This is a genomic window from Achromobacter deleyi (assembly GCF_016127315.1).
Taxonomy (GTDB): domain Bacteria; phylum Pseudomonadota; class Gammaproteobacteria; order Burkholderiales; family Burkholderiaceae_B; genus Achromobacter; species Achromobacter insuavis_A.
This window is the reverse complement of sequence record NZ_CP065997.1, coordinates 5,931,689-5,952,872: the sequence shown is the minus strand read 5'-3', so window position 1 is coordinate 5,952,872 and position 21,184 is coordinate 5,931,689. Positions and strand designations below refer to the sequence as shown.

Sequence of the window (21,184 nt, the reverse complement as noted above, 5' to 3'; positions counted from 1 at the left end):
ATCGGGAATGCAATCTATGAACAAGAAAAACGCGATGTGGCGCGGTGCGGCGGTGCTTACGCTGACGGCATCGGCCCTGACGTTGGCCGCTTGCGGCAAGAAGCAGGACGCGCCCCAGGCGGGCAAGCCGCAGGTGACGGTCGTCACGCTGACCACCAAACCGGTTTCCCTCACCACTGAATTGCCGGGCCGCACCTCGCCGTTCCGCGTCGCCGAAGTGCGGCCGCAGGTCAACGGCATCGTGCAAAAGCGCCTGTTCACCGAAGGCGGCGAGGTCAAGGCCGGCGAGCAGCTCTACCAGATCGACCCCGCGCTCTACCAGGCCAGCCTCGACAGCCAGAAGGCCGCCCTGGCGCGCGCCCAGGCGCAGCAGAAGACCGCCGCGCTGCTGGCCGAGCGCTACAAGCCGCTGGTGGCCACCCGCGCCGTCAGCCAGCAGACCTACGACAACGCCGTCGCCACGCGCGACCAGGCCGTCGCCGACGTGATGTCCGCCAAGGCCGCGCTCGACACCGCGCGCATCAACGTGGTCTACACCAAGGTGCTGTCGCCGATCGACGGCATCATCGGCCGTTCCTCGGTCACCGAGGGCGCGCTGGTCACGGCCAACCAGGCCACGGCGCTGGCCGCCGTGCAGCAGATCGATCCGATCTACGTCGACGTGACGCAATCCAGCGTGCAGCTGCTGCGCCTGCAGAATGCGCTGTCCAGCGGCCAGCTCAAGAAGGCCGAGGGCGAGCAGGCCGCGCTGGTCACGCTGACCCTGGAAGACGGGTCGCAATACACCCAGCAGGGCAAGCTGCAGTTCTCCGAAGTCACGGTCGATCCGGGCACCGGCTCGGTCACGCTGCGCGCGGTGTTCCCCAATCCGGACCGCCGCCTGCTGCCGGGCATGTTCGTGCGCGCCCGCCTGGTCGACGGCGTCGCCGCCGACGGCCTGCTGGTGCCGCAACGCGGCGTGACGCGCAACCAGCGCGGCCTGCCGACGGCGCTGGTGGTCAATGCCGAGAACAAAGTGGAACTGCGTGAACTCAAGACCGACCGCGCCATCGGCGACCAGTGGCTGGTCACCGACGGCCTGAAGGCCGGTGAAAAGGTCATCGTGGAAGGCGTGCAGATGGTGCGCCCGGGTGTCGAGGTGGTTGCCACTGAAGCCGGCGCCAAGCCGGCGCAGCAACCGCAAGCGGGCGCCGCGGCGGCCAAGCAGTAGTCAGGGAGCCTTGCATGGCAAAGTTTTTTATCGATAGACCGGTTTTCGCATGGGTGATCGCGATCGTGCTGATGATGGCCGGCGCGTTGTCCATCCTGAAGCTGCCGGTTTCGCAATATCCGAATATCGCGCCGCCGGCCATCGGCATCGCGGTGACCTACCCGGGCGCCTCGGCGCAGACGGTGCAGGACACCGTGGTGCAGGTGATCGAGCAGCAGATGAACGGCCTTGACGGCCTGGAGTACATTTCCTCGGAAAGCAACTCCGACGGCAGCATGTCCATCACGCTGACGTTCCGCCAGGGCACCAACCCCGACACCGCCCAGGTGCAGGTGCAGAACAAGCTGTCGCTGGCGCAGCCGCTGCTGCCGCAGGAAGTGCAGCAGCAGGGCATCCGCGTCACCAAGGCCACCAAGAACTTCCTGATCGTGGCGGGCTTCGTGTCCACCGACGGCACGATGACCAAGGACGACCTGGCCGACTACGTCGCCTCGTATGTCCAGGATCCCATCAGCCGCACGCAGGGCGTGGGTGACTTCCAGCTGTTCGGTTCGCAGTACGCCATGCGCATCTGGCTGGATCCGTCCAAGCTGGTGAACTACGGCCTGACCACGGTCGACGTGGTCAACGCGATCAAGGAACAGAACGTCCAGGTTTCGTCCGGCCAGCTGGGCGGCCTGCCCGCGGTGCGTGGCCAGCAGCTCAACGCCACCATCATCGGCCCGTCGCGCCTGGAGCGTCCGGAAGACTTCGGCCGCATCCTGCTCAAGGTCAATGCCGACGGTTCCCAGGTGCGCCTGGCCAACGTCGCCCGCATCGAGCTGGGCGGCCAGACCTACGCCATCGACAGCTACTACAACGGCAAGCCCGCCTCGGGCCTGGCGATCAAGCTGGCCCCGGGCGCCAACGCGCTCGATACGGCGCAGGCGGTGCGCGACACCATCAACAACCTCAAGCCGTATTTCCCGCCGGGCATGGACGTGGTGTATCCGTACGACACCACGCCGTTCGTCAGCCTGTCGATCGAGGAAGTGTTCAAGACGCTGGTGGAAGCCATCATCCTGGTGTTCCTGGTGATGTACCTGTTCCTGCAGAACTTCCGCGCCACGCTGATCCCGACGCTGGCGGTGCCGGTGGTGCTGCTGGGCACCTTCGGCGTGCTGGCCGCGTTCGGCTACTCCATCAACACGTTGACGATGTTCGGCATGGTGCTGGCCATCGGCCTGCTGGTGGACGACGCCATCGTGGTGGTGGAAAACGTCGAGCGGGTGATGGCCGAAGAGGGCCTGACGCCCAAGCAGGCCACGCGCAAGTCCATGGGCCAGATCACCGGCGCGCTGATCGGCATCGCCATGGTGCTGGCCGCGGTGTTCATCCCGATGGCGTTCTTCGGCGGCTCGACCGGCGTGATCTATCGCCAGTTCTCCATCACCATCGTGTCCTCGATGGTGCTGTCGGTGATTGTCGCCATCGTCTTCACGCCGGCGCTGTGCGCCACGCTGCTCAAGCCGATCCCCAAGGGCCACCACGGCACCAAGCGCGGCTTCTTCGGCTGGTTCAACCGCGCCTTCGACCGCAGCAGCCACGGCTACGCCAATACCGTGGCGCGCGGCCTGGGCCGCACCAAGCGCCTGATGGTGGTCTACCTGGCCATCGTCATCGCCATGGGCTGGATGTTCACCCGCATCCCGACCGCGTTCCTGCCGGGCGAAGACCAGGGCATCCTGTTCGCCCAGATCCAGACGCCCGCCGGCGCCACCGCCGAGCGCACCAAGGCCGTCATCGACGAGGCCACCAACTACCTGCTGACCGAAGAGAAGGACGCGGTCACGTCGGTGTTCGCGGTCAACGGCTTCAACTTCGGCGGCCGCGGCCAGAACGCCTCGATCCTGTTCATCAAGCTGCGCGACTGGGAAGACCGCGGCGACGCCAAGCTCAAGGCCGCCGCCGTGGCGGCGCGCGCCAACGCCCACTTCAGGAAGACCGAGCGCGACGCCATGCTGTTCGTGGTGCCGCCGCCCTCGGTGATGGAACTGGGCAACGTCGATGGTTTCGACTTCCAGCTGATGGACCGCGCCGGCGTGGGCCATGAAAAACTGCTGGCCGCGCGCAACCAGCTGCTGGGCGAGGCGGCGCAAAGCAAGATCCTGCAGGGCGTGCGCCCCAACGGCATCGAGGACGCGCCGCAGTACCAGCTCGACATCGACCGCGAAAAGGCGCGGGCGCTGGGCGTGGCCGTGTCGGACATCAACAGTACGCTGTCCACCGCCTGGGGTTCGTCGTACGTCAACGACTTCATCGACCGCGGCCGCGTCAAGAAGGTGTTCGCGCAGGGCGAGGCCTCGGCCCGCATGCTGCCCGAAGACCTGGACAAATGGTACGTGCGCAACAAGGATGGCGACATGGTGCCGTTCTCGGCGTTCGCCAAGGCCACCTGGAGCTTCGGCCCGCAGAAGCTGAACCGCTACAACGGCGTGCCGTCGTACAACATCCAGGGCCAGGCGGCGCCGGGCTACAGCTCGGGCGCGGCCATGGACGAAATGGAACGCATCGCCGGCAAGCTGCCGGTGGGCGTGGGCTTCGAATGGACCGGCATGTCGTACGAAGAACGCCTGTCGGGCGCCCAGGCGCCGGCGCTGTACGCGATCTCGCTGATCGTGGTGTTCCTGTGCCTGGCGGCGCTGTATGAAAGCTGGACGATTCCGTCCGCGGTCATGCTGGTGGTGCCCCTGGGCATCATCGGGGCGCTGGGGGCGACGCTGCTGCGCGGCCTGTCCAACGACGTGTACTTCCAGGTGGGCCTGCTCACAACCATCGGCCTGGCGGCCAAGAACGCCATCCTGATCGTGGAGTTCGCCAAGGAGCACTACGAGGCCGGGGCGAGCCTGACGGAATCGGCGATCCACGCCGCCCGCCAGCGCCTGCGTCCGATCCTGATGACGTCGCTGGCGTTCATCCTGGGCGTGGTGCCGCTCGCGATCTCCTCGGGCGCCGGTTCGGGCAGCCAGAACGCCATCGGCACCGGCGTGATCGGCGGTATGCTGACGGCGACCTTCCTGGCCATCTTCTTCGTCCCCGCGTTCTTCGTGATCATGCTGCGCCTGTTCAAGGTGGAACGCATGAGCGCGCGACGCGATCCGCACGACCCCAGCGCTAACGACGCGCAGGACGTGTCCGTCGAAGGAAAACCGCAATGAAGCTGCAGATGAGAACCCTGGTTTCCCTTTCCCTGGCGGCGGCCCTGGCGGGCTGCTCGCTGGCCCCGACCTACGAACGGCCCGACGCGCCGGTCTCGTCGGCCTATCCGGCCGGCCCGGCCTACAAGGCCGACGCCGCCGGCCCCGTGGCCACGGCCGACATCGGCTGGCGTGACTTCTTCGCCGATCCGCTGCTGCAACAGCTGATCGAGCAGTCGCTGGCCAACAACCGCGACCTGCGCGTGGCGGCCCTGAACGTCGAGGCGGCGCGGGCGCAGTACCGCATCCAGCGCGCCGACCTGCTGCCCAGCGTCGGCATCGCCGGCAAGGAAACGGCCCAGCGCACGCCGGCCGACCTGTCGCCCAGCGGCCAGGCCAGCACCAGCCACAACTACCAGGTCGGCGCCGCGCTGTCCTCGTGGGAACTGGACCTGTTCGGCCGCATCCGCAGCCTGAGCGACAAGGCGCTGGAATCGTACCTGGCGCTGGACGAGACCCGCACCGCGACCCAGCTGACGCTGATCGCCGAGGTGGCCAACGCCTACCTGACGCTGCGCGCCGACCAGGAGCTGCTGAGCCTGACGCGCGACACGCTCAAGAGCCAGGACGACTCGTACAAGCTCACCAAGCAGAGCTTCGACCAGGGCCTGTCCACCGCGCTCGACCTGAGCCAGGCCGAAGTGTCGTTGCGCACCGCCCAGCGCAACCTGTCGCAGTACACGCGCCAGGCCGCGCAGGACCGCAACGCGCTGGTGCTGCTGGTGGGCCAGCCGCTGTCGCCGGAAATCTCGGCCGCGCTGGACAACGCCATCAAGCTGGACGACGGCATGCTGCCGACCGCGCTGCCGGCCGGCCTGCCGTCCGAACTGCTGGCGCGCCGCCCGGACATCCGCGCGGCCGAGCACCAGCTCAAGGGCGCCAACGCCAACATCGGCGCGGCGCGCGCGGCGTTCTTCCCGACCATCAGCCTGACGGGCTCCGCCGGCACCGCCAGCGCCAGCCTGGGCGGCTTGTTCGACGGGGGCTCGGGCGCCTGGAGCTTCGTGCCGCAGATCACGGTGCCGATCTTCGCCGGCGGCTCGCTGCTGGCAGGGTTGGACCTGGCCAAGGTGCAGAAGAACATCCAGGTCGCGCAGTACGAGAAGTCGATCCAGACCGGTTTCCGCGAAGTCGCCGACGCGCTCGCCGGGCGCGGCACGCTGGACGAGCAGATCCAGGCCCAGCAACTGCTGGTGGCCGCCAATCAGCGCGCCTACGATCTGTCCGAGCAGCGCTTCCGCCAGGGCATCGACGACTACCTGACGGTGCTGGATTCGCAGCGCTCGCTCTACACCGCGCAGCAGTCGCTGGTCGATACGCGCCTGTCGCGCCTGTCGAACCTGGTCACCTTGTACAAGGTGCTGGGCGGCGGCTGGACCGAGCGCACCGTCACGGCCGCGCAGCCGGCCACGGGCGAGACGCCCGCGGCCGCCGGCCAGCCGGGCTGAGCACGACGCAGGCATGAAAAAAGCGGGTCGATCGAAAGATCGGCCCGCTTGGCTTGATGCGTGCGCCGCGGTGTCAGGCGCGCTTCTTGGCGATGAGGCCGACCACGAACAGCACGATGATCGCGCCGACCACCGAGCCGATCCAGCCGGCCGGTTCGCCCGGGGCATACCAGCCCAGGTGCTGGCCGAGGAAGCCGGCCACGACCGCGCCCACGATGCCCAGTATGGTGGTCATGATGATCCCCATGTTCTGGTCTCCGGGCATGATCGCGCGGGCTATCAGCCCGACGATGAAGCCGACGATGATCATGATGATGATGCTCATGCGCGTACTCCTTGCGAGGGTAAAGGGCGATGTGCCCTGATATTACTCACGCGCGCGCCGCCGGGGCTGTAACAACTGGTGTGTGGGGCAAGGACGCAACATGTTGCGGCGCATCGTCGATGCAGCAATGTTGCACGGGGCCTCACGACGTCAGGTCGATCAGCTGGCGCAGGTCCTTGGTCATCGCCTCGATGCTGTCGGTGTCCGAGGCCAGCAGGCGGGCGCGGCCCTGGTTGTCGAAAATGTACACGCCGCGGCTGTGGGTCACTTCGTACTGGTCGGGGTCGTCGCCGGGACGGGGCTTTTCGATCTGGTAGGCGACGCGGTAGCGGCGCGCCAGGTCGGCCACCTGCTTCTCGTTGCCGGTGACGCCGATGGCGTTGTTGTTGAAGGCATTGACGTAGGCCTGCAGGATATCCGGCGTGTCGCGGTGCGGATCGACGCTGACGAACAGGATGCGCACGTCGCGCGCCTTGTCGCCCAGGTTCTGCAGCACCGCCGTCAATTGCGCCAGGGTGGTCGGGCAGATGTCGGGACAACTGGCGTAGCCGAAGAACAGCAGCACCGTCTTGCCCTTGAGGTCATCGCTGCTGACGGTCTTGCCGCCGGCGCCCGGCAGCGAGAACTTCAGGTCGGGCAGGTGGCCCTTGACGTTGTAGAGCGTCCAATCGACATTGCGGTCGCCGCAGGCGGCAAGCAGCATGCACAGGGCCAACAGCAAGCCGCGCCAGGCGCGGCCGGTAATCAGGTGTCGCATGGGTTCCATCGCCGGTTGAGGGATAAACCCGTCGATTCTACCCGCAGCCGGTGGGGCCGCCGCCGGGTCGCGCGGGGGCGGGCTTGTCCTGGCGCAAAGCGGGGCGGGGGACAGTTGTGAAGCTTTGTCGGAATATTGTTTGAGAACAGGCAAAAGCGCCCACGCGGCCGTCGCGGATCGGTACATTCAGGGCCTTGTCAGTGACCGGCGAGGTGCCCTCCATGAATGCCACGGCCAATCCCGCGTTGGGCTATCCCTATTTCCCGTACTACCCCGTGGTGCTCGACATCCTGCGCAGCCGCCTGGCCGACAGCGTGCTGGACGCGCCGTGCGACCGCGGCTGGCTGGGCGACATGGCGCGCCCGGCGACCGGGCGTCTGGTCGAGGTGGACGGCATCGGTCCGGCGATGCTGCCGGCGCCGGCCAATGGCTACCGGCGCCTGACCGTGCATGACCTGGAAACGCCGTTACCCGCCACCGCGGCCTACGACGCGGTGGTCTGTAGCGAGGCCATCCACCGGGCGACCAATCCGGGCCTGCTGGTGCGCGGCTTTCGCGACGTCCTGCGACCGGGCGGCACGCTGGTGCTGACCGCGCCCAACGCCTGGCACGTGCGCGGCCGGCTGCAGGCGCTGGTGCGGGGCTTTCATGCGGATCCGTGGACCGGCGCGGGCCGCGCCGACGCCGGCGCGCGCGCCGCGGTACTGCCGTGGGGCTTTGCGCAGCTGCATCTGCTGCTGGCGCGGCATGGCTTTGGCGACATCACCCTGCACAACGTCGCCGAGGCTGGGCGCCGCGGCTGGCTGGATCGCCTGCTGGGCTGGCCGGCGCGGCGTTATTGCCAGACCCGGCTGAAGCACGCGCAGGACGAGGACAGCCGCCACTTCTGGCGCCAGGCCGGATCGGATCCGTCGGTGCATGGGCGCTGGCTGGTGGTGTCGGCGCGGCGGCCGGCCTAGGGTGCGTCGAGGGTCAACCGCGCCTTGAACTGGCCGGCCATCGGTCGCCAGGCGCGGCGCGGTGGCGGCGGCCTGTTCCCGCCGCCGCCGCATGAAAAACGGCCCGCGCGAGGCGGGCCGTCGGTCCTGCGGGCGCGGTGCGCTCAGGCGGCGCTCATGCCGCTGTGGCGCAGCAGGGCGTCGATGCGCGGCGCGCGGCCGCGGAAGGCCGCGAACGATTCGGCCGCGGGGCGCGAGCCGCCGACGGCCAGCACTTCGCGGCGGAAACGCGCGCCGGTGGCCGGATCGAGCGTGCCCAGGGCGTTGCCAGCTTGCTTGGCGGCGGCTTCCTCGAACGCCTCGTAGGCGTCGGCCGACAGCACCTCGGCCCACTTGTAGCTGTAGTAGCCGGCGCCGTAGCCACCCGCGAACAGGTGCGAGAAGGCGTGCGGCAGACGGTGCCAGGCGGGCGGGAACAGCACCGCGACCTCGGCGCGCACTTCCTGCAGCAGGGCCAGCACTTCAGTGATGCTGGCGCCCTTGGCGCGGTCGTGCATCAGCATGTCGAACAGCGCGAACTCGATCTGGCGCACGGTCTGCATGCCGCTCTGGTAGTTGCGGGCCGCGACCAGGCGGTCGTAGAGCGCGCGCGGCAGCGGTTCGCCGCTGTCGACGTGGGCCGACAGCTTCTGCACCACGGCCCATTCCCAGCAGAAGTTTTCCATGAACTGCGAGGGCAGCTCGATGGCGTCCCATTCGACGCTGGCGAAGGCGGCGGCGCCGGGCTCGTCCACTTCCGACAGCAGCGCGTGCAGGGCGTGGCCGGTTTCGTGGAACAGCGTGATGACGTCATCGTGCGTCAGCACGGCGGCGCGGTCGCCGTTGGGGCGCGAGAAATTGCAGGTCAGGTAGGCGATCGGCGTCTGCACGCGGCCGGCGACGACGCGCCGGGTGCGCTCGCTGTCGACCCAGGCGCCGCTCTGCTTGCCGGCGCGGGCGTACAGGTCCAGGTAGAGGTAGCCGATCAGGTCGCCCTTGGGACTCTCGACGCGCACGCCGCGCACGTCGGCATGCCACGACGACACCGGCGTTTCCGCCAGGCGCACGTCGAACAGGGTCTCGATGACCTCGAACAGGCCGGACAGCACGCGCGGCTCGGTGAAGTACTGCTTCACCTCGTCTTCGGAATAGGCGTAGCGCGATTCGCGCAGGCGCTCGGAGGCATAGGCCACGTCCCACGGTTGCAGCTCGGCCAGGCCGAGCTCGGCGGCGGCGTAGGCCTTCAGCTCGGCCAGGTCGCGCTGGGCGTAGGGCTTGGCGCGCGCGGCCAGGTCGCGCAGGAAGGTGGTGACTTCCTTGGCGTCGCGCGCCATGCGCGTCTGCAGGCGCAGCGCGGCGAAGGTGCCCAGGCCCAGCAGGCTCGATTCCTCGGCGCGCAGGGACAGCAGCTCCTCGATCAGCGGCGAGTTGTCGAATTGGGCATCGCCCTGTTCGGACGCCACCGTGCCGTAGCCGCGGTACAGCGCCTCGCGCAGCGAGCGGTCCTGCGCGTACTGCATGACGGGCAGGTAGCACGGCATCTTCAGCGTCAGCTTCCAGCCCGGCTGGCCGTCTTCCTCGGCGGCGGCGCGGGCGGCGGCCAGCACGTCGGCCGGGATGCCGGCCAGGCGGGCCTCGTCCTCGATCCGCAGCGACCAGGCGTCGATGGCGTCCAGCACGTTCTCGGAGAACTTCTGCGAGGCCTGCGCCTCGCGGTCGGAAATGGCGGCGTAGCGTTCGCGGTCGGCGCCGCGCAGCTCGACGCCGCTCAGGCGGAAATCGCGCAGGGCCATCTCGACGATGCGGCGACGCACCGGCGTCCACGACGCGAAATCGAGCGCGGCGGCCAGGCGCTGGTACTGCTGGTACAGGCCTTCGTGCAGGCCGACCCAGGTCGAGAACTCGGTCACCAGCGGCAGCGCGGCGTTGTAGGCCTCGCGCAGTTCGGGGGTGTTGACCACGGCGTTCAGGTGGCCGGCCACCGACCATGCGCGCCACAGCCGCTCGGACGCGGTATCCAGCGGCTCGACCACGGCTTCCCAGGTGGGCGCCAGCGCCGGATCGGCGGCGCGGTCCACGGCCTGGCGGGCGATGCCCAGCAGTTCCTCGATGGCGGGCACCACGTGGGCGGGCTTGACCGCCTGGTAGTCGACCAGGTCGGAGACGGGGGCGAGCAGGGGATTCTGGGTCATGGTGTTACCAATTGCGTGAGAGAAGGGCGGGCAGCACGCGGGCGCGCCGGCAGGCATAGGGATCAGGTTGGGGCGGCAGGCCGAAAAGCAAGGGCGGGGTCAGCCGCGGGCGCGCCCCGTTCCGCGCGGCGCGTCCAGAGACGACTGTGGGTTTGCCCCCGTCCCCCGGAAGGGCGCGGGGCAAACCCACAAGGGTGCCACGGCGGGGCGCGGGACCGGTCTTCAGGCCGCGGCCCGTTCCGCCGCTTCGACGGTGTTGACCAGCAGCATGGCGATGGTCATGGGGCCGACACCGCCCGGCACGGGGGTGATGGCGCCGGCCACCTGGCTGGCGGAGGCGAAGTCGACGTCGCCGCACAGCTTGCCGTCGGCGCCGCGGTTGATGCCCACGTCGATGACGACGGCGCCGGGCTTGATCATCGAGCCGTCGATCATGCCGGGCTTGCCGGTGGCCACCACCAGCACGTCGGCGCGGCGGGTCTGGGCGGCCAGATCGCGCGTCTTGGAGTTGCAGATGGTGATGGTGGCGCCGGCGGCCAGCAGCAGCATGGCCATGGGCTTGCCGACGATGTTGCTGGCGCCGACGATCACGGCCTCGGCGCCGCGCAGGGCCACGCCTTCCGATTCCAGCATCTTCATGACGCCGTAGGGCGTGCAGGGGCGGAACAGCGGCTGGCCGGTCATCAGCAGGCCGGCGTTGCTGACGTGGAAGCCGTCCACGTCCTTCTCGGCGGCGATGGCTTCGATGACCTTGTGCGCGTCCATGTGCTTGGGCAGCGGCAGCTGCACCAGGATGCCGTGGATGGACGGATCGCGGTTCAGCTTGTCGATGCGGGCCAGCAGTTCGGCCTCGGTCATGTCGGCGGGGTACTGCTCCTTGACGGAATGCAGGCCGGCCTTCTCGCACGCGGCGACCTTGTTGCGCACGTACACCTGGGAGGCGGGGTCTTCACCCACCAGCACCACGGCCAGGCCGGGGCGGGTGCCCTTGGCGGCCAGGGCGGCGACGCGTTGGGCGACTTCTTCGCGAATGCGCTGCGACAGGGCGGCGCCGTCAATAATCCTGGCGGACATTAGGCAACCTCCGCGCGGTGCGCTACGGTATTCGCCTTGGGAACGGCCCGGCGGCTCATGCATGCGCCTCCGGTTTGGCCAGGGCCACTTTCATCAGGTCGGCAACGGTGGTCACTTCAAGTTTTTCCATGATGTTGGCGCGGTGCGCCTCGACGGTCTTGATGCTGATGCCCAGGTCGTCGGCGATCTGCTTGTTCAAGCGGCCGGCGACGATGCGCTCCAGCACCTGCTGCTCGCGCGCGGTCAGGCGCGCCAGCATGGCTTCGTGGTCTTTCTGGGCCTGGTGCTTGCTCACGCGCTGCGTGGCCTGCTCCAGCATGCGCGCCACGATTTCGCGCAGATCGGATTCGTTGAACGGCTTCTCGAGGAAGTCGACGGCGCCCTTCTTCATGGTCGACACGGCCATCGGCACGTCGCCGTGGCCGGTGATGAAGACGATGGGCAGCGGGGCGTTGCGGGCGATCAACTGCTCCTGCAGTTCCAGGCCGCTCATGCCGGGCATGCGCACGTCGGCGATCAGCACGCCGATCTGGCTGGCGTCGTAGTCTTCCAGGAACGACTCGCCGCTGGCGTAGGCGCGGACGCGGTAGCCGTTGGCTTCAAGCAGCCAGCGCAGCGAATCGCGGACCGCTTCGTCGTCGTCAACAATGAATACCGTGCTCGACAGGTGGGGCGTGTTCATGCGTGCAACTCCTCGGACTGATCATTCTGAGCCTGCGTCTGAGACGCAGCGCAGGGCAGGGTAAAGCGGAAAATAGTACCGCCGGCGGGATTGGGGTCCGCCCAGAGGCGGCCGTGGTGCGATTCGATAATGGTACGGCAGATATTCAGTCCCATGCCCAGGCCCTGGGTCTTGGTGCTGAAGAAGGGTTCGAACAGGCGTTCCGGCTCGGCCAGGCCATGGCCGCGGTCGACCACCGCGACCTCGATGTGCTGTTCGTGCAGGATCACGGCCACCTTGAGCTCGTCGGACTCGCTCTTTTCCATCGCTTCCAGGCCATTCTTGAGCAGATTCAGCAGCACCTGTTCGATCAGGATCGGGTCGGCCAGCACGTCCGGCGCGTTCGACGGCACGAAGCTGTCGATGCGGATGCGACGCTTGCGAGCGTCGATCTCGGCAAAACCGATGGCGTTGTCGACAATGCGGCCGATCGCCACGCGCTGGCGGCGAGGCTCGCTGCGCTTCACGAATTCGCGGATGCGGCTGATGATCTTGCCGGCGCGCTCGGCCTGCGAGGCGGCCTTTTCCAGGGCCGGCAGCAGCATGTTGGGGCTGGTGTGGCCGGCCTTGACCAGGGCCACCGCGCCCATGCTGTAGTTGGCGATGGCGGTCAGCGGCTGGTTCAGTTCGTGCGCCAGCGACGAGGCCATCTCGCCCATCGTGGTCAGGCGGCTGGTGAGCTGGATCTTTTCCTGCTGCACGCGCGAGGCTTCTTCGTGGCCGCGGCGCTCGGTGATGTCGCGCGCCACCTGCATGCGCACGCGGCGGCCGTCGGTCCAGGCCAGCATGCGGTGGTGCACTTCGAACCAGCGCTGCACCGAGGGCGCGAAGACTTCCACGGATTCATCCGTGAAGCGGCCGCGGCGGCCGGCCAGCAGCTCGTCGTGGCCGCCGGTCTGGGCGCCGAACACGCGGCGGTAGGTGCGGTTGGCGAACAGCAGCTCCAGGCCGTCGTGGGTGTCGGCGGTGACCGAGATGGCGTCGTCCAGGCCTTCCAGCACCGTCATGAAGCGCTCGTGCGCGGCGGTCAGGGCCTCGCGGATGCGCTTGGGCTCGGTGATGTCGGTCATCGACGTCATCCAGCCGATCTGGTTGCCGTTGGGGTCGAGCAGCGGCGACACGTACATGCGGGCCGTAAAGCGCGAGCCGTCGCGGCGCTGGGCCTCGACTTCCAGGCCGCTGCTGGGGGTCTTGCCGGACATCAGCACGTCCAGGGTGTGCTGGTGCTGTTCGTGGCGGCCCGGCACCCAGTAGGGGAAGGGCGGGCTGCGGCCGATCAGGTCGGCCTCGTTCCAGCCGATCATGCGGCAGAAGGCCGGATTGACGTAGGCGATGCGGCCTTCCATGTCCAGGACGCGCATGCCGGTCGACATGGAGTTCTCCATGGCGCGGCGAAAGCCGGTCTCGGCGATCAGGGCGGCCTCGGCGGCCGAGCGGAAACGGGTATAGCGCCACAGCATCAGCAGGCTGATGACGATCACGCACGACAGCGCCAGCACCACCCAGATCAGGCGCTGCTGCCGCATTTCCTGGTCGATGGTCACGAACATGACGCTGTCGTCATGGATGCGCTGCAACCAGAAGAACACCGCCATCACACAGATATAGAGGATCAGCACCATCGCGGGCGTGACCCAGTACACCCCGCGTCTGCGCGTGCGGGCGTGGTCGTGGAACGGCGTGGGTATATTGGACTTGGGCGCGCTGGACATGGAATTCGGGCGGGATAGACCCGGCATTTTAGTGCGTGTTGGCGGGGAATTGCCGGGAATCAAGCCAGCCGGAAGGGGGATGGGCTAAAAAAGTGCCCGCCGGTCTTTTCAGCTTCTGTTCATATTTTCGCATTATGAAATGCCGTACCGCAACATGAAATTTTCCTTGCGACCGGTTAATCTTCTTTCTTAGAATGCCGGCTGACAGGGCCCAGACCCCGACATCCAGCACAACACCCCGACCCATGCATGGCATGGTAGCCCGGATGATCCCGACTACCATGGCATGTCCGCGAGTAGATAAATAAGCGGGTGTGGTCACGAACGAACCCCAACAGGAGACACACGATGTCCTCTTTCGCCCAGGCTGGCGCCGTGCAGGCTGCCAACGACGAAGACACCCTAGAAACCCAGGAGTGGCTCGAAGCCCTGGCGGCAGTCCTTGATCGCGAAGGACCGCAGCGCGCGCACTACCTGCTGGAACGCCTGATCGACGAAGCCCGTCGTTCCGGCGCCCACATCCCGTTCTCGCCGAATACCGCTTACGTCAACACGATTCCCCCCGGCCTGGAGCCGGCGCACCCGGGCAACCTGGAACTGGAATCGCGCATCCGCTCGTACGTGCGCTGGAACGCCATGGCCATGGTGGTCAAGGCCAACAAGCACAACCCGCCGGATGGCGGCGACCTGGGCGGCCACATCGCCTCGTTCGCCTCGCTGGCCACCATGATCGGCTGCGGCCAGAACCACTTCTGGCACGCCGAAGACGAAAACCACGGCGGCGACCTAGTCTACTTCCAGGGCCACACCTCGCCCGGCATGTACGGCCGCGCCTACCTCGAAGGCCGCCTGACCGAAGAACAGCTGAACCACTTCCGCCAGGAAGTGGACGGCAAGGGCCTGTCCTCGTACCCGCATCCGAAGCTGATGCCGGACTTCTGGCAGTTCCCCACGGTATCGATGGGCCTGGGCCCGCTGATGGCCATCTACCAGGCCCGCTTCCTCAAGTACCTGCACGCCCGCGGCATCGCCGACACCAGCCGCCGCAAGGTCTGGGTGTTCTGCGGCGACGGCGAAATGGACGAACCCGAGTCGCTCGGCGCCATCGCCCTGGCCGCGCGTGAAAAGCTCGACAACCTGATCTTCGTCATCAACTGCAACCTGCAGCGCCTGGACGGCCCGGTGCGCGGCAACGGCAAGATCATCCAGGAACTGGAAGGCGACTTCCGCGGTTCGGGCTGGAACGTGATCAAGCTGATCTGGGGCGGCTACTGGGATCCGCTGCTGGCGCACGACAAGGAAGGCATCCTGCGCAAGATCATGGAAGACACCGTCGACGGCGAGTACCAGGCGTACAAGGCCAACGACGGCAAGTTCGTGCGCGAGCACTTCTTCGGCAAGCACCCCAAGCTGCTGGAAGCCGTGTCGCGCATGAGCGACGAGGACATCTGGCGCCTGAACCGTGGCGGCCACGATCCGCACAAGGTGTTCGCCGCCTTCGACTCGGCCTCCAAGCACGAAGGCCAGCCGACCGTGATCCTGGCCAAGACCATCAAGGGCTACGGCATGGGCCACGTGGGCCAGGCCAAGAACCCGACCCACCAGCAGAAGAAGCTGGAGCTGGATTCGATCCGCGAATTCCGCGATCGCTTCGGCATCCCCATCCCGGACGACCAGCTGGCCGACCTGCCGTACTTCAAGCCGGCGGAAGACTCGCCCGAAATGAAGTACCTGCACGAGCGCCGCGCCGCGCTGGGCGGCTACCTGCCGCGCCGCCGCGCCAAGGCCGACGAGCAGCTCCAGGCCCCCGCGCTGGACGCCTTCAAGGCCGTGCTGGAACCCACCGCCGAAGGCCGTGAGATCTCCACCACCCAGGCCTTCGTGCGCATCCTGAACCAGGTGCTGCGCGACAAGCAGCTGGGCCCGCGCGTCGTGCCGATCCTGGCCGACGAATCGCGCACGTTCGGCATGGAAGGCCTGTTCCGCCAGATCGGCATCTATGCGCCGGAAGGCCAGAAGTACACCCCGGTCGACAAGGACCAGGTCATGTACTACAAGGAAGCGGCCGACGGCCAGCTCCTGCAGGAAGGCATCAACGAAGCGGGCGCCATGAGCTCGTGGATCGCGGCGGCCACGTCGTACTCCTCGAACAACCGCATCATGATCCCGTTCTTCATCTACTACTCGATGTTCGGGTTCCAGCGTATCGGCGACCTGGCCTGGGCGGCCGGCGACATGCAGGCGCGCGGCTTCCTCCTGGGCGGCACCGCCGGGCGCACCACGCTCAACGGCGAAGGCCTGCAGCACGAAGACGGCCACAGCCACATCCTGGCCTCGACCATCCCCAACTGCGTCTCGTACGACCCGACCTTCGGCCACGAACTGGCCGTGATCATCCAGCATGGCCTCAAGCGCATGGTGGAAGACCAGGAAAACGTCTACTACTACCTGACGGTGATGAACGAAAACTACCCGCAGCCTGGCCTGACCGCCGGCGACGAGGAAGGCATCATCAAGGGCATGTACAAGCTCAAGTCGCACGGCAAGGGCAAGAACCGCGTGCAGCTGATGGGCTCGGGCACGATCCTGCGCGAAGTCATGGCGGCCCAGGAACTGCTGGAAGCCGACTGGGGCGTGGCCTCGGATCTGTGGAGCGTCACCAGCTTCACCGAACTGCGCCGCAACGGCCTGGACGCCGAACGCCACAACATGCTGCACCCCGACGAGAAGAAGCCGCAGGTGGCCTACGTCACGGAACAGCTGGCCAAGACGGAAGGCCCGATCATCGCGTCGACCGACTACATGAAGCTGTTCGCGGACCAGATCCGTCCGTTCGTGCCCAAGGGCCGCGAATACAAGGTGCTGGGCACCGACGGTTTCGGCCGTTCGGATTTCCGCGCCAAGCTGCGCGAGCACTTCGAGGTGGACCGCCACTTCGTCGTGGTCGCCGCGCTGCGCGCGCTGGCCGACGAAGGCAAGGTGCCGGTTGCCAAGGTGGCCGAAGCCATCAAGAAGTACGGCATCAACCCGAACAAAGCCAACCCGCAATACGCCTGAGGGTAAAGAGACATGAGCAACGTCGTGCAAATCAAGGTTCCCGACATCGGCGACTTCAAGGAAGTGGAAGTCATTGAAGTGCTGGTGGCGGTGGGCGACACGATCAAGGCCGAGCAGAGCCTGATTACCGTCGAATCCGACAAGGCCTCGATGGAAATCCCCGCCTCGCAGGGCGGGATGGTGAAGTCGATCGCGGTCAAGGTCGGCGACAAGGTCGCCGAAGGCGCCGTGGTGCTCGAGGTGGAAGCGGCCGACGCCGCCGCCGCCCCGGCCGCCAAGGAAGAACCCAAGGCCGAAGCGCCCAAGCAGGCCGCTGCCGCCGCCGCGCCCGCCGCCAAGGCCGAGGCCGCCGCGCCGGCCGCCGCCAGCGGTCCGATCGAGATCGAAGTGCCGGACATCGGCGACTTCAAGGAAGTGGAAGTCATCGAAGTCATGGTCGCCGTGGGCGACACCATCAAGGCCGAGCAGAGCCTGATCACCGTCGAGTCCGACAAGGCCTCGATGGAGATCCCGGCCTCGCAGGGCGGCGTGGTCAAGGAAGTGAAGGTCAAGGTCGGCGACAAGGTCGCCAAGGGCTCGATCGTGGTCGTGGTGGAAGGCAGCGCGCCTGCCGCCGCCGCGGCCCCGGCCGCCAAGGCTGAAGCCGCGCCGGCCAAGGCCGAGGCTCCAGCCGCCAAGGAGCAGGCCCCGGTCCCCGCCGCCGCCTCGCGCCCGGCGCCGGCCGCCGCGCTGGAAGACCCCAACCTCAAGCCCGGCCAGCTGCCGCACGCTTCGCCGTCGGTGCGCAAGTTCGCCCGCGAACTGGGCGTGAACCTGAGCAAGGTCAAGGGCTCGGGTCCGAAGGATCGCATCACCGCCGACGACGTGCGCGGTTTCGTCAAGACCGCGCTGGCCGCCGGCCCGGTGGCCGCCGCCGGCGGTTCGGCCGATGGCGCCGCGCTGGGCCTGCTGCCGTGGCCCAAGGTCGACTTCACCAAGTTCGGCCCGGTCGAAGCCAAGCCGCTGTCGCGCATCAAGAAGATATCCGGCGCGAACCTGCACCGCAACTGGGTCATGATCCCGCACGTCACCAACAACGACGAAGCGGACATCACCGACCTGGAAGCGCTGCGCGTCACGCTGAACAAGGAAAACGAGAAGTCGGGCATCAAGGTCACGATGCTGGCCTTCCTGATCAAGGCCGTGGTCGCGGCCCTGAAGAAGTTCCCCGAGTTCAACGCCTCGCTGGACGGCGACAACCTGGTGCTCAAGCAGTACTACCACATCGGTTTCGCCGCCGACACGCCCAACGGGCTGGTGGTGCCGGTGATCCGCGATGCCGACAAGAAGGGCATCCTGCAGATCGCCCAGGAAATGACCGACCTGTCCAAGAAGGCGCGCGACGGCAAGATCTCGCCGGCCGACATGCAGGGCGGCTGCTTCTCGATCTCGTCGCTGGGCGGCATCGGCGGCACCTCGTTCACGCCCATCATCAATGCGCCCGAAGTGGCCATCCTGGGCGTGTCGCGTTCGTCGCACAAGCCGGTCTGGGACGGCAAGCAGTTCGTGCCGCGCCTGATCGTGCCGCTGTCGCTGTCCTATGACCACCGCGTCATCGACGGCGCCGCCGCTGCCCGCTTCAACGCCTATCTGGGCGCCTTGCTGGCCGACTTCCGCCGCATCGCGCTGTAAACGGGGAGCCCTATGAGCAATACCGTTCAAATCAAAGTGCCGGACATCGGTGACTTCAAGGAAGTCGAAGTCATCGAGGTGCTGGTCGCCGTGGGCGATACGATCAAGGCCGAGCAAAGCCTGATTACCGTCGAATCCGACAAGGCCTCGATGGAAATCCCCGCCTCGCAGGGCGGGGTGGTGAAGTCGATCGCGGTCAAGGTCGGCGACAAGGTCGCCGAAGGCGCCGTGGTGCTCGAAGTGGAAGCGGCCGATGCCGCCGCCGCGCCGGCCGCCAAGGACGCGCCCAAGGCCGACGCGCCGAAGGCCGAAGCCCCCAAGGCCGAGGCCAAGCCGGCCGCCGCGGCGCCCGCCGCCGCGACCTTCAAGGGCTCGGCCGACGCCGAATACGACATGCTGGTGCTGGGCGCGGGCCCCGGCGGCTATTCCGCCGCCTTCCGCGCCGCCGACCTCGGCCTGTCCGTGGTGCTGGTCGAACGCTACGCCACGCTGGGCGGCGTCTGCCTGAACGTGGGCTGCATCCCGTCCAAGGCGCTGCTGCACAACGCCGCCATCATCGACGAGGCGCGCGAGCTGGCCGCCCACGGCATCAGCTTCGGCGAGCCCAAGATCGACCTGGACAAGCTGCGCGGCTACAAGGACAGCGTGGTCGCCAAGCTGACCGGCGGCCTGGCCGGCATGGCCAAGGCGCGCAAGGTCACGGTGGTGACCGGCGTGGGCGAATTCGCCGATGCCAACCACCTGGCGGTCAAGGGCGCCGACGGCAAGTCGCAGACCATCCGCTTCAAGCAGGCCATCATCGCCGCCGGCAGCCAGTCGGTGAAGCTGCCGTTCCTGCCGCAGGACGAGCGCATCGTCGATTCCACCGGCGCCTTGCTGCTGCGTGAAATCCCCAAGAAGATGCTGATCATCGGCGGCGGCATCATCGGGCTGGAAATGGGCACGGTGTACTCCACGCTGGGCGCGCGCCTGGACGTGGTGGAAATGCTGGATGGCCTGATGCAGGGCGCCGACCGCGACCTGGTCAAGGTCTGGCAGAAGAAGAACGCCGGCCGCTTCGACAACATCATGCTCAAGACCAAGACGGTCGGCGCGGAAGCCAGGAAAGACGGCATCTACGTCACCTTCGAGGGCGAGGGCGCGCCGAAGGAGCCGCAACGCTACGACCTGGTGCTGCAGGCCGTGGGTCGCAGCCCCAATGGCAAGAAGATCGGCGCCGACAAGGCCGGCGTGGCCGTGACCGACCGCGGCTTCATCGAGGTCGATCGCCAGATGCGCACCAACGTGCCGCACATCTTCGCCATCGGCGACGTCGTCGGCCAGCCGATGCTGGCGCACAAGGCGGTGCATGAAGGCCACGTGGCGGCCGAAGCCGCCGCCGGCCAGAAGTCGTTCTTCGACGCCCGCGTGATCCCGTCGGTGGCCTACACCGATCCGGAAGTGGCGTGGGTCGGCCTGACCGAAGACGAAGCCAAGAAGCAGGGCATCAAGGTCGAGAAGGGCGTGTTCCCGTGGGCCGCCTCCGGCCGCGCCATCGCCAACGGCCGCGACGAAGGCTTCACCAAGCTGCTGTTCGACGCCGAGTCGCACCGCATCCTGGGCGGCGGCATCGTCGGCACCCATGCCGGCGACCTGATCAGCGAAGTGGCGCTGGCCGTGGAAATGGGCGCGGATGTCATCGACATCGCCAAGACCATCCACCCGCACCCGACGCTGGGTGAATCGGTGGGCATGGCGGCCGAAGTGGCCGAAGGCGTGTGCACCGACCTGCCGCCGATGAAGAAGAAGTAAATCGCCCTGGCTGGCCGGATCTTCGCATCCGGACGCAGGCACCGCAGCCCGAAGCGCCTCCCGGCCTTCGGGCTGTTTTTCATTGGAACGATTTCCTGGATGATCCATCCGGGCGCGCCCGGCTGATCCGCGCGGCGCCGCTGCCTAGAATCGAATCTCCATCGACACATGCGGGAGATTTTCCATGGCAGACCATTCCATCAAGGGCAAAGTCGCGCTGATCGCCGGCGGCGCCAAGAACCTGGGCGGACTGATCGCCCGTGACCTGGCGCAGCAGGGCGCCAAGGCCGTCGTCATCCACTACAACAGCGCCGCCTCCAAGGCCGACGCCGACGCCACCGTGGCGGCGATCCAGGCCGCCGGCGCCAAGGCGGTGGCGTTGCAGGCCGACCTGACCACCGCGGGCGCGGTCGAGAAGCTGTTCGCCGACGCGGTGGCGGCGGTGGGACGGCCCGACATCGCCATCAACACCGTCGGCAAGGTACTGAAGAAGCCGCTGACCGAGATCAGCGAAGCCGAGTACGACGAGATGAGCGCGGTCAACGCCAAGACGGCGTTCTTCTTTCTCAAGGAGGCCGGCCGCCACGTCAACGACAACGGCAAGGTCTGCACCCTGGTGACCTCGCTGCTGGGCGCGTTCACGCCGTTCTACGCCGCCTATGCCGGCTCCAAGGCGCCGGTCGAGCACTACACCCGGGCCGCCGCCAAGGAGTTCGGCGCGCGCGGCATCTCGGTGACGGCGGTGGGGCCGGGCCCGATGGACACGCCGTTCTTCTATCCGGCCGAAGGCGCCGATGCCGTCGCGTATCACAAGACCGCCGCCGCGCTGTCGCCGTTCTCCAGGACCGGCCTGACCGACATCGAGGACGTGGTGCCGTTCATCCGCCACCTGGTCAGCGATGGCTGGTGGATCACCGGGCAGACCATCCTGATCAACGGCGGCTACACCACCAAGTGATCGCCGCCACCGCCCGGGCATCGCCATCGCGACGGCCCGTGGCGGCACACGCCGG

General features: G+C 67.6%; 14 protein-coding genes. 8 read left to right on the top strand and 6 right to left on the bottom strand.

Features of this window, described 5'->3' with window-relative positions; genetic code table 11:
- Positions 1-16 precede the first annotated feature (16 nt).
- The 3 genes from I6I07_RS26790 to adeC are packed head-to-tail and all read left to right on the top strand — an operon-like array spanning position 17 to position 5,894.
- Positions 17-1,210, top strand: a complete 1,194-nt coding sequence (locus I6I07_RS26790; RefSeq protein ID WP_420094526.1) for an efflux RND transporter periplasmic adaptor subunit — start codon at positions 17-19, stop codon at positions 1,208-1,210.
- Positions 1,211-1,224: 14 nt separating this feature from the next.
- Complete coding sequence (locus tag I6I07_RS26785; protein WP_198484390.1) at positions 1,225-4,407, top strand: efflux RND transporter permease subunit; 3,183 nt, start codon at positions 1,225-1,227, stop codon at positions 4,405-4,407.
- Positions 4,404-5,894: an AdeC/AdeK/OprM family multidrug efflux complex outer membrane factor gene (adeC, locus tag I6I07_RS26780; RefSeq protein WP_198484389.1), complete on the top strand. Its 1,491-nt coding sequence runs from the start codon at positions 4,404-4,406 to the stop codon at positions 5,892-5,894. The genes I6I07_RS26785 and adeC overlap by 4 nt, the downstream gene beginning before the upstream one ends.
- Before the next feature lie 73 nt (positions 5,895-5,967).
- Here the strand turns inward: adeC and I6I07_RS26775 are convergent, their stop codons facing one another.
- Positions 5,968-6,219: a GlsB/YeaQ/YmgE family stress response membrane protein gene (locus I6I07_RS26775; protein ID WP_006394392.1), complete on the bottom strand. Its 252-nt coding sequence runs from the start codon at positions 6,217-6,219 to the stop codon at positions 5,968-5,970.
- A 142-nt stretch (positions 6,220-6,361) separates the two neighbouring features.
- Positions 6,362-6,976 carry an SCO family protein gene (locus I6I07_RS26770; protein WP_198484388.1) on the bottom strand — a complete coding sequence of 205 codons (615 nt, stop codon included), beginning with the start codon at positions 6,974-6,976 and terminating at the stop codon, positions 6,362-6,364.
- A gap of 221 nt (positions 6,977-7,197) precedes the next feature.
- On the opposite strand from I6I07_RS26770, the gene I6I07_RS26765 reads away from it, so the two are divergent.
- On the top strand, positions 7,198-7,935 hold the full coding sequence (locus I6I07_RS26765; RefSeq protein WP_198484387.1) for a class I SAM-dependent methyltransferase: 738 nt from the start codon (positions 7,198-7,200) through the stop codon (positions 7,933-7,935).
- Positions 7,936-8,078: 143 nt separating this feature from the next.
- Here I6I07_RS26765 and I6I07_RS26760 read toward each other — a convergent pair whose 3' ends face one another.
- From I6I07_RS26760 to I6I07_RS26745, 4 genes are all read right to left on the bottom strand, one after another.
- The gene (locus I6I07_RS26760; protein ID WP_198484386.1) at positions 8,079-10,145 is read right to left on the bottom strand and encodes a M3 family metallopeptidase; all 2,067 of its coding nucleotides are present in this window, start codon (positions 10,143-10,145) and stop codon (positions 8,079-8,081) included.
- A gap of 222 nt (positions 10,146-10,367) precedes the next feature.
- A complete protein-coding gene (folD, locus tag I6I07_RS26755) occupies positions 10,368-11,219 on the bottom strand; it encodes a bifunctional methylenetetrahydrofolate dehydrogenase/methenyltetrahydrofolate cyclohydrolase FolD (RefSeq protein WP_020927317.1) in 852 nt (283 codons plus the stop codon).
- A 55-nt stretch (positions 11,220-11,274) separates the two neighbouring features.
- Positions 11,275-11,901, bottom strand: a complete 627-nt coding sequence (locus tag I6I07_RS26750) for a response regulator transcription factor (RefSeq protein ID WP_006219003.1) — start codon at positions 11,899-11,901, stop codon at positions 11,275-11,277.
- Positions 11,898-13,652: a PAS domain-containing sensor histidine kinase gene (locus I6I07_RS26745; protein WP_006394402.1), complete on the bottom strand. Its 1,755-nt coding sequence runs from the start codon at positions 13,650-13,652 to the stop codon at positions 11,898-11,900. The genes I6I07_RS26750 and I6I07_RS26745 overlap by 4 nt, the downstream gene beginning before the upstream one ends.
- A 348-nt stretch (positions 13,653-14,000) precedes the next feature.
- Between I6I07_RS26745 and aceE the strand changes: the two genes are divergently transcribed.
- From aceE to I6I07_RS26725, 4 genes are all read left to right on the top strand, one after another.
- Entirely contained in the window at positions 14,001-16,709 is a 2,709-nt protein-coding gene (gene aceE / locus I6I07_RS26740) for a pyruvate dehydrogenase (acetyl-transferring), homodimeric type (RefSeq protein WP_198484385.1), read from the top strand.
- A 12-nt stretch (positions 16,710-16,721) separates the two neighbouring features.
- Entirely contained in the window at positions 16,722-18,380 is a 1,659-nt protein-coding gene (gene aceF, locus I6I07_RS26735) for a dihydrolipoyllysine-residue acetyltransferase (protein ID WP_198484384.1), read from the top strand.
- A 12-nt stretch (positions 18,381-18,392) separates the two neighbouring features.
- Positions 18,393-20,171 (top strand): dihydrolipoyl dehydrogenase, encoded by a 1,779-nt coding sequence (lpdA, locus tag I6I07_RS26730; protein ID WP_198484383.1) that lies wholly within the window; start codon positions 18,393-18,395, stop codon positions 20,169-20,171.
- Between the two features lie 184 nt (positions 20,172-20,355).
- Positions 20,356-21,129: an SDR family oxidoreductase gene (locus I6I07_RS26725; RefSeq protein ID WP_198484382.1), complete on the top strand. Its 774-nt coding sequence runs from the start codon at positions 20,356-20,358 to the stop codon at positions 21,127-21,129.
- Positions 21,130-21,184: the final 55 nt, after the last annotated feature.

Excerpts from the sequence above, each read along its gene's own strand:
- folD (WP_020927317.1), bottom strand. The coding sequence starts at position 11,219 with ATGTCCGCCAGGATTATTGACGGCGCCGCCCTGTCGCAGCGCATTCGC.
- adeC (WP_198484389.1), top strand. The coding sequence starts at position 4,404 with ATGAAGCTGCAGATGAGAACCCTGGTTTCCCTTTCCCTGGCGGCGGCC.
- I6I07_RS26725 (WP_198484382.1), top strand. The coding sequence starts at position 20,356 with ATGGCAGACCATTCCATCAAGGGCAAAGTCGCGCTGATCGCCGGCGGC.
- I6I07_RS26765 (WP_198484387.1), top strand. The coding sequence starts at position 7,198 with ATGAATGCCACGGCCAATCCCGCGTTGGGCTATCCCTATTTCCCGTAC.
- I6I07_RS26785 (WP_198484390.1), top strand. The coding sequence starts at position 1,225 with ATGGCAAAGTTTTTTATCGATAGACCGGTTTTCGCATGGGTGATCGCG.
- I6I07_RS26745 (WP_006394402.1), bottom strand. The coding sequence starts at position 13,652 with ATGTCCAGCGCGCCCAAGTCCAATATACCCACGCCGTTCCACGACCAC.
- I6I07_RS26775 (WP_006394392.1), bottom strand. The coding sequence starts at position 6,219 with ATGAGCATCATCATCATGATCATCGTCGGCTTCATCGTCGGGCTGATA.
- I6I07_RS26770 (WP_198484388.1), bottom strand. The coding sequence starts at position 6,976 with ATGCGACACCTGATTACCGGCCGCGCCTGGCGCGGCTTGCTGTTGGCC.
- I6I07_RS26760 (WP_198484386.1), bottom strand. The coding sequence starts at position 10,145 with ATGACCCAGAATCCCCTGCTCGCCCCCGTCTCCGACCTGGTCGACTAC.
- I6I07_RS26750 (WP_006219003.1), bottom strand. The coding sequence starts at position 11,901 with ATGAACACGCCCCACCTGTCGAGCACGGTATTCATTGTTGACGACGAC.
- lpdA (WP_198484383.1), top strand. The coding sequence starts at position 18,393 with ATGAGCAATACCGTTCAAATCAAAGTGCCGGACATCGGTGACTTCAAG.
- I6I07_RS26790 (WP_420094526.1), top strand. The coding sequence starts at position 17 with ATGAACAAGAAAAACGCGATGTGGCGCGGTGCGGCGGTGCTTACGCTG.
- aceF (WP_198484384.1), top strand. The coding sequence starts at position 16,722 with ATGAGCAACGTCGTGCAAATCAAGGTTCCCGACATCGGCGACTTCAAG.
- aceE (WP_198484385.1), top strand. The coding sequence starts at position 14,001 with ATGTCCTCTTTCGCCCAGGCTGGCGCCGTGCAGGCTGCCAACGACGAA.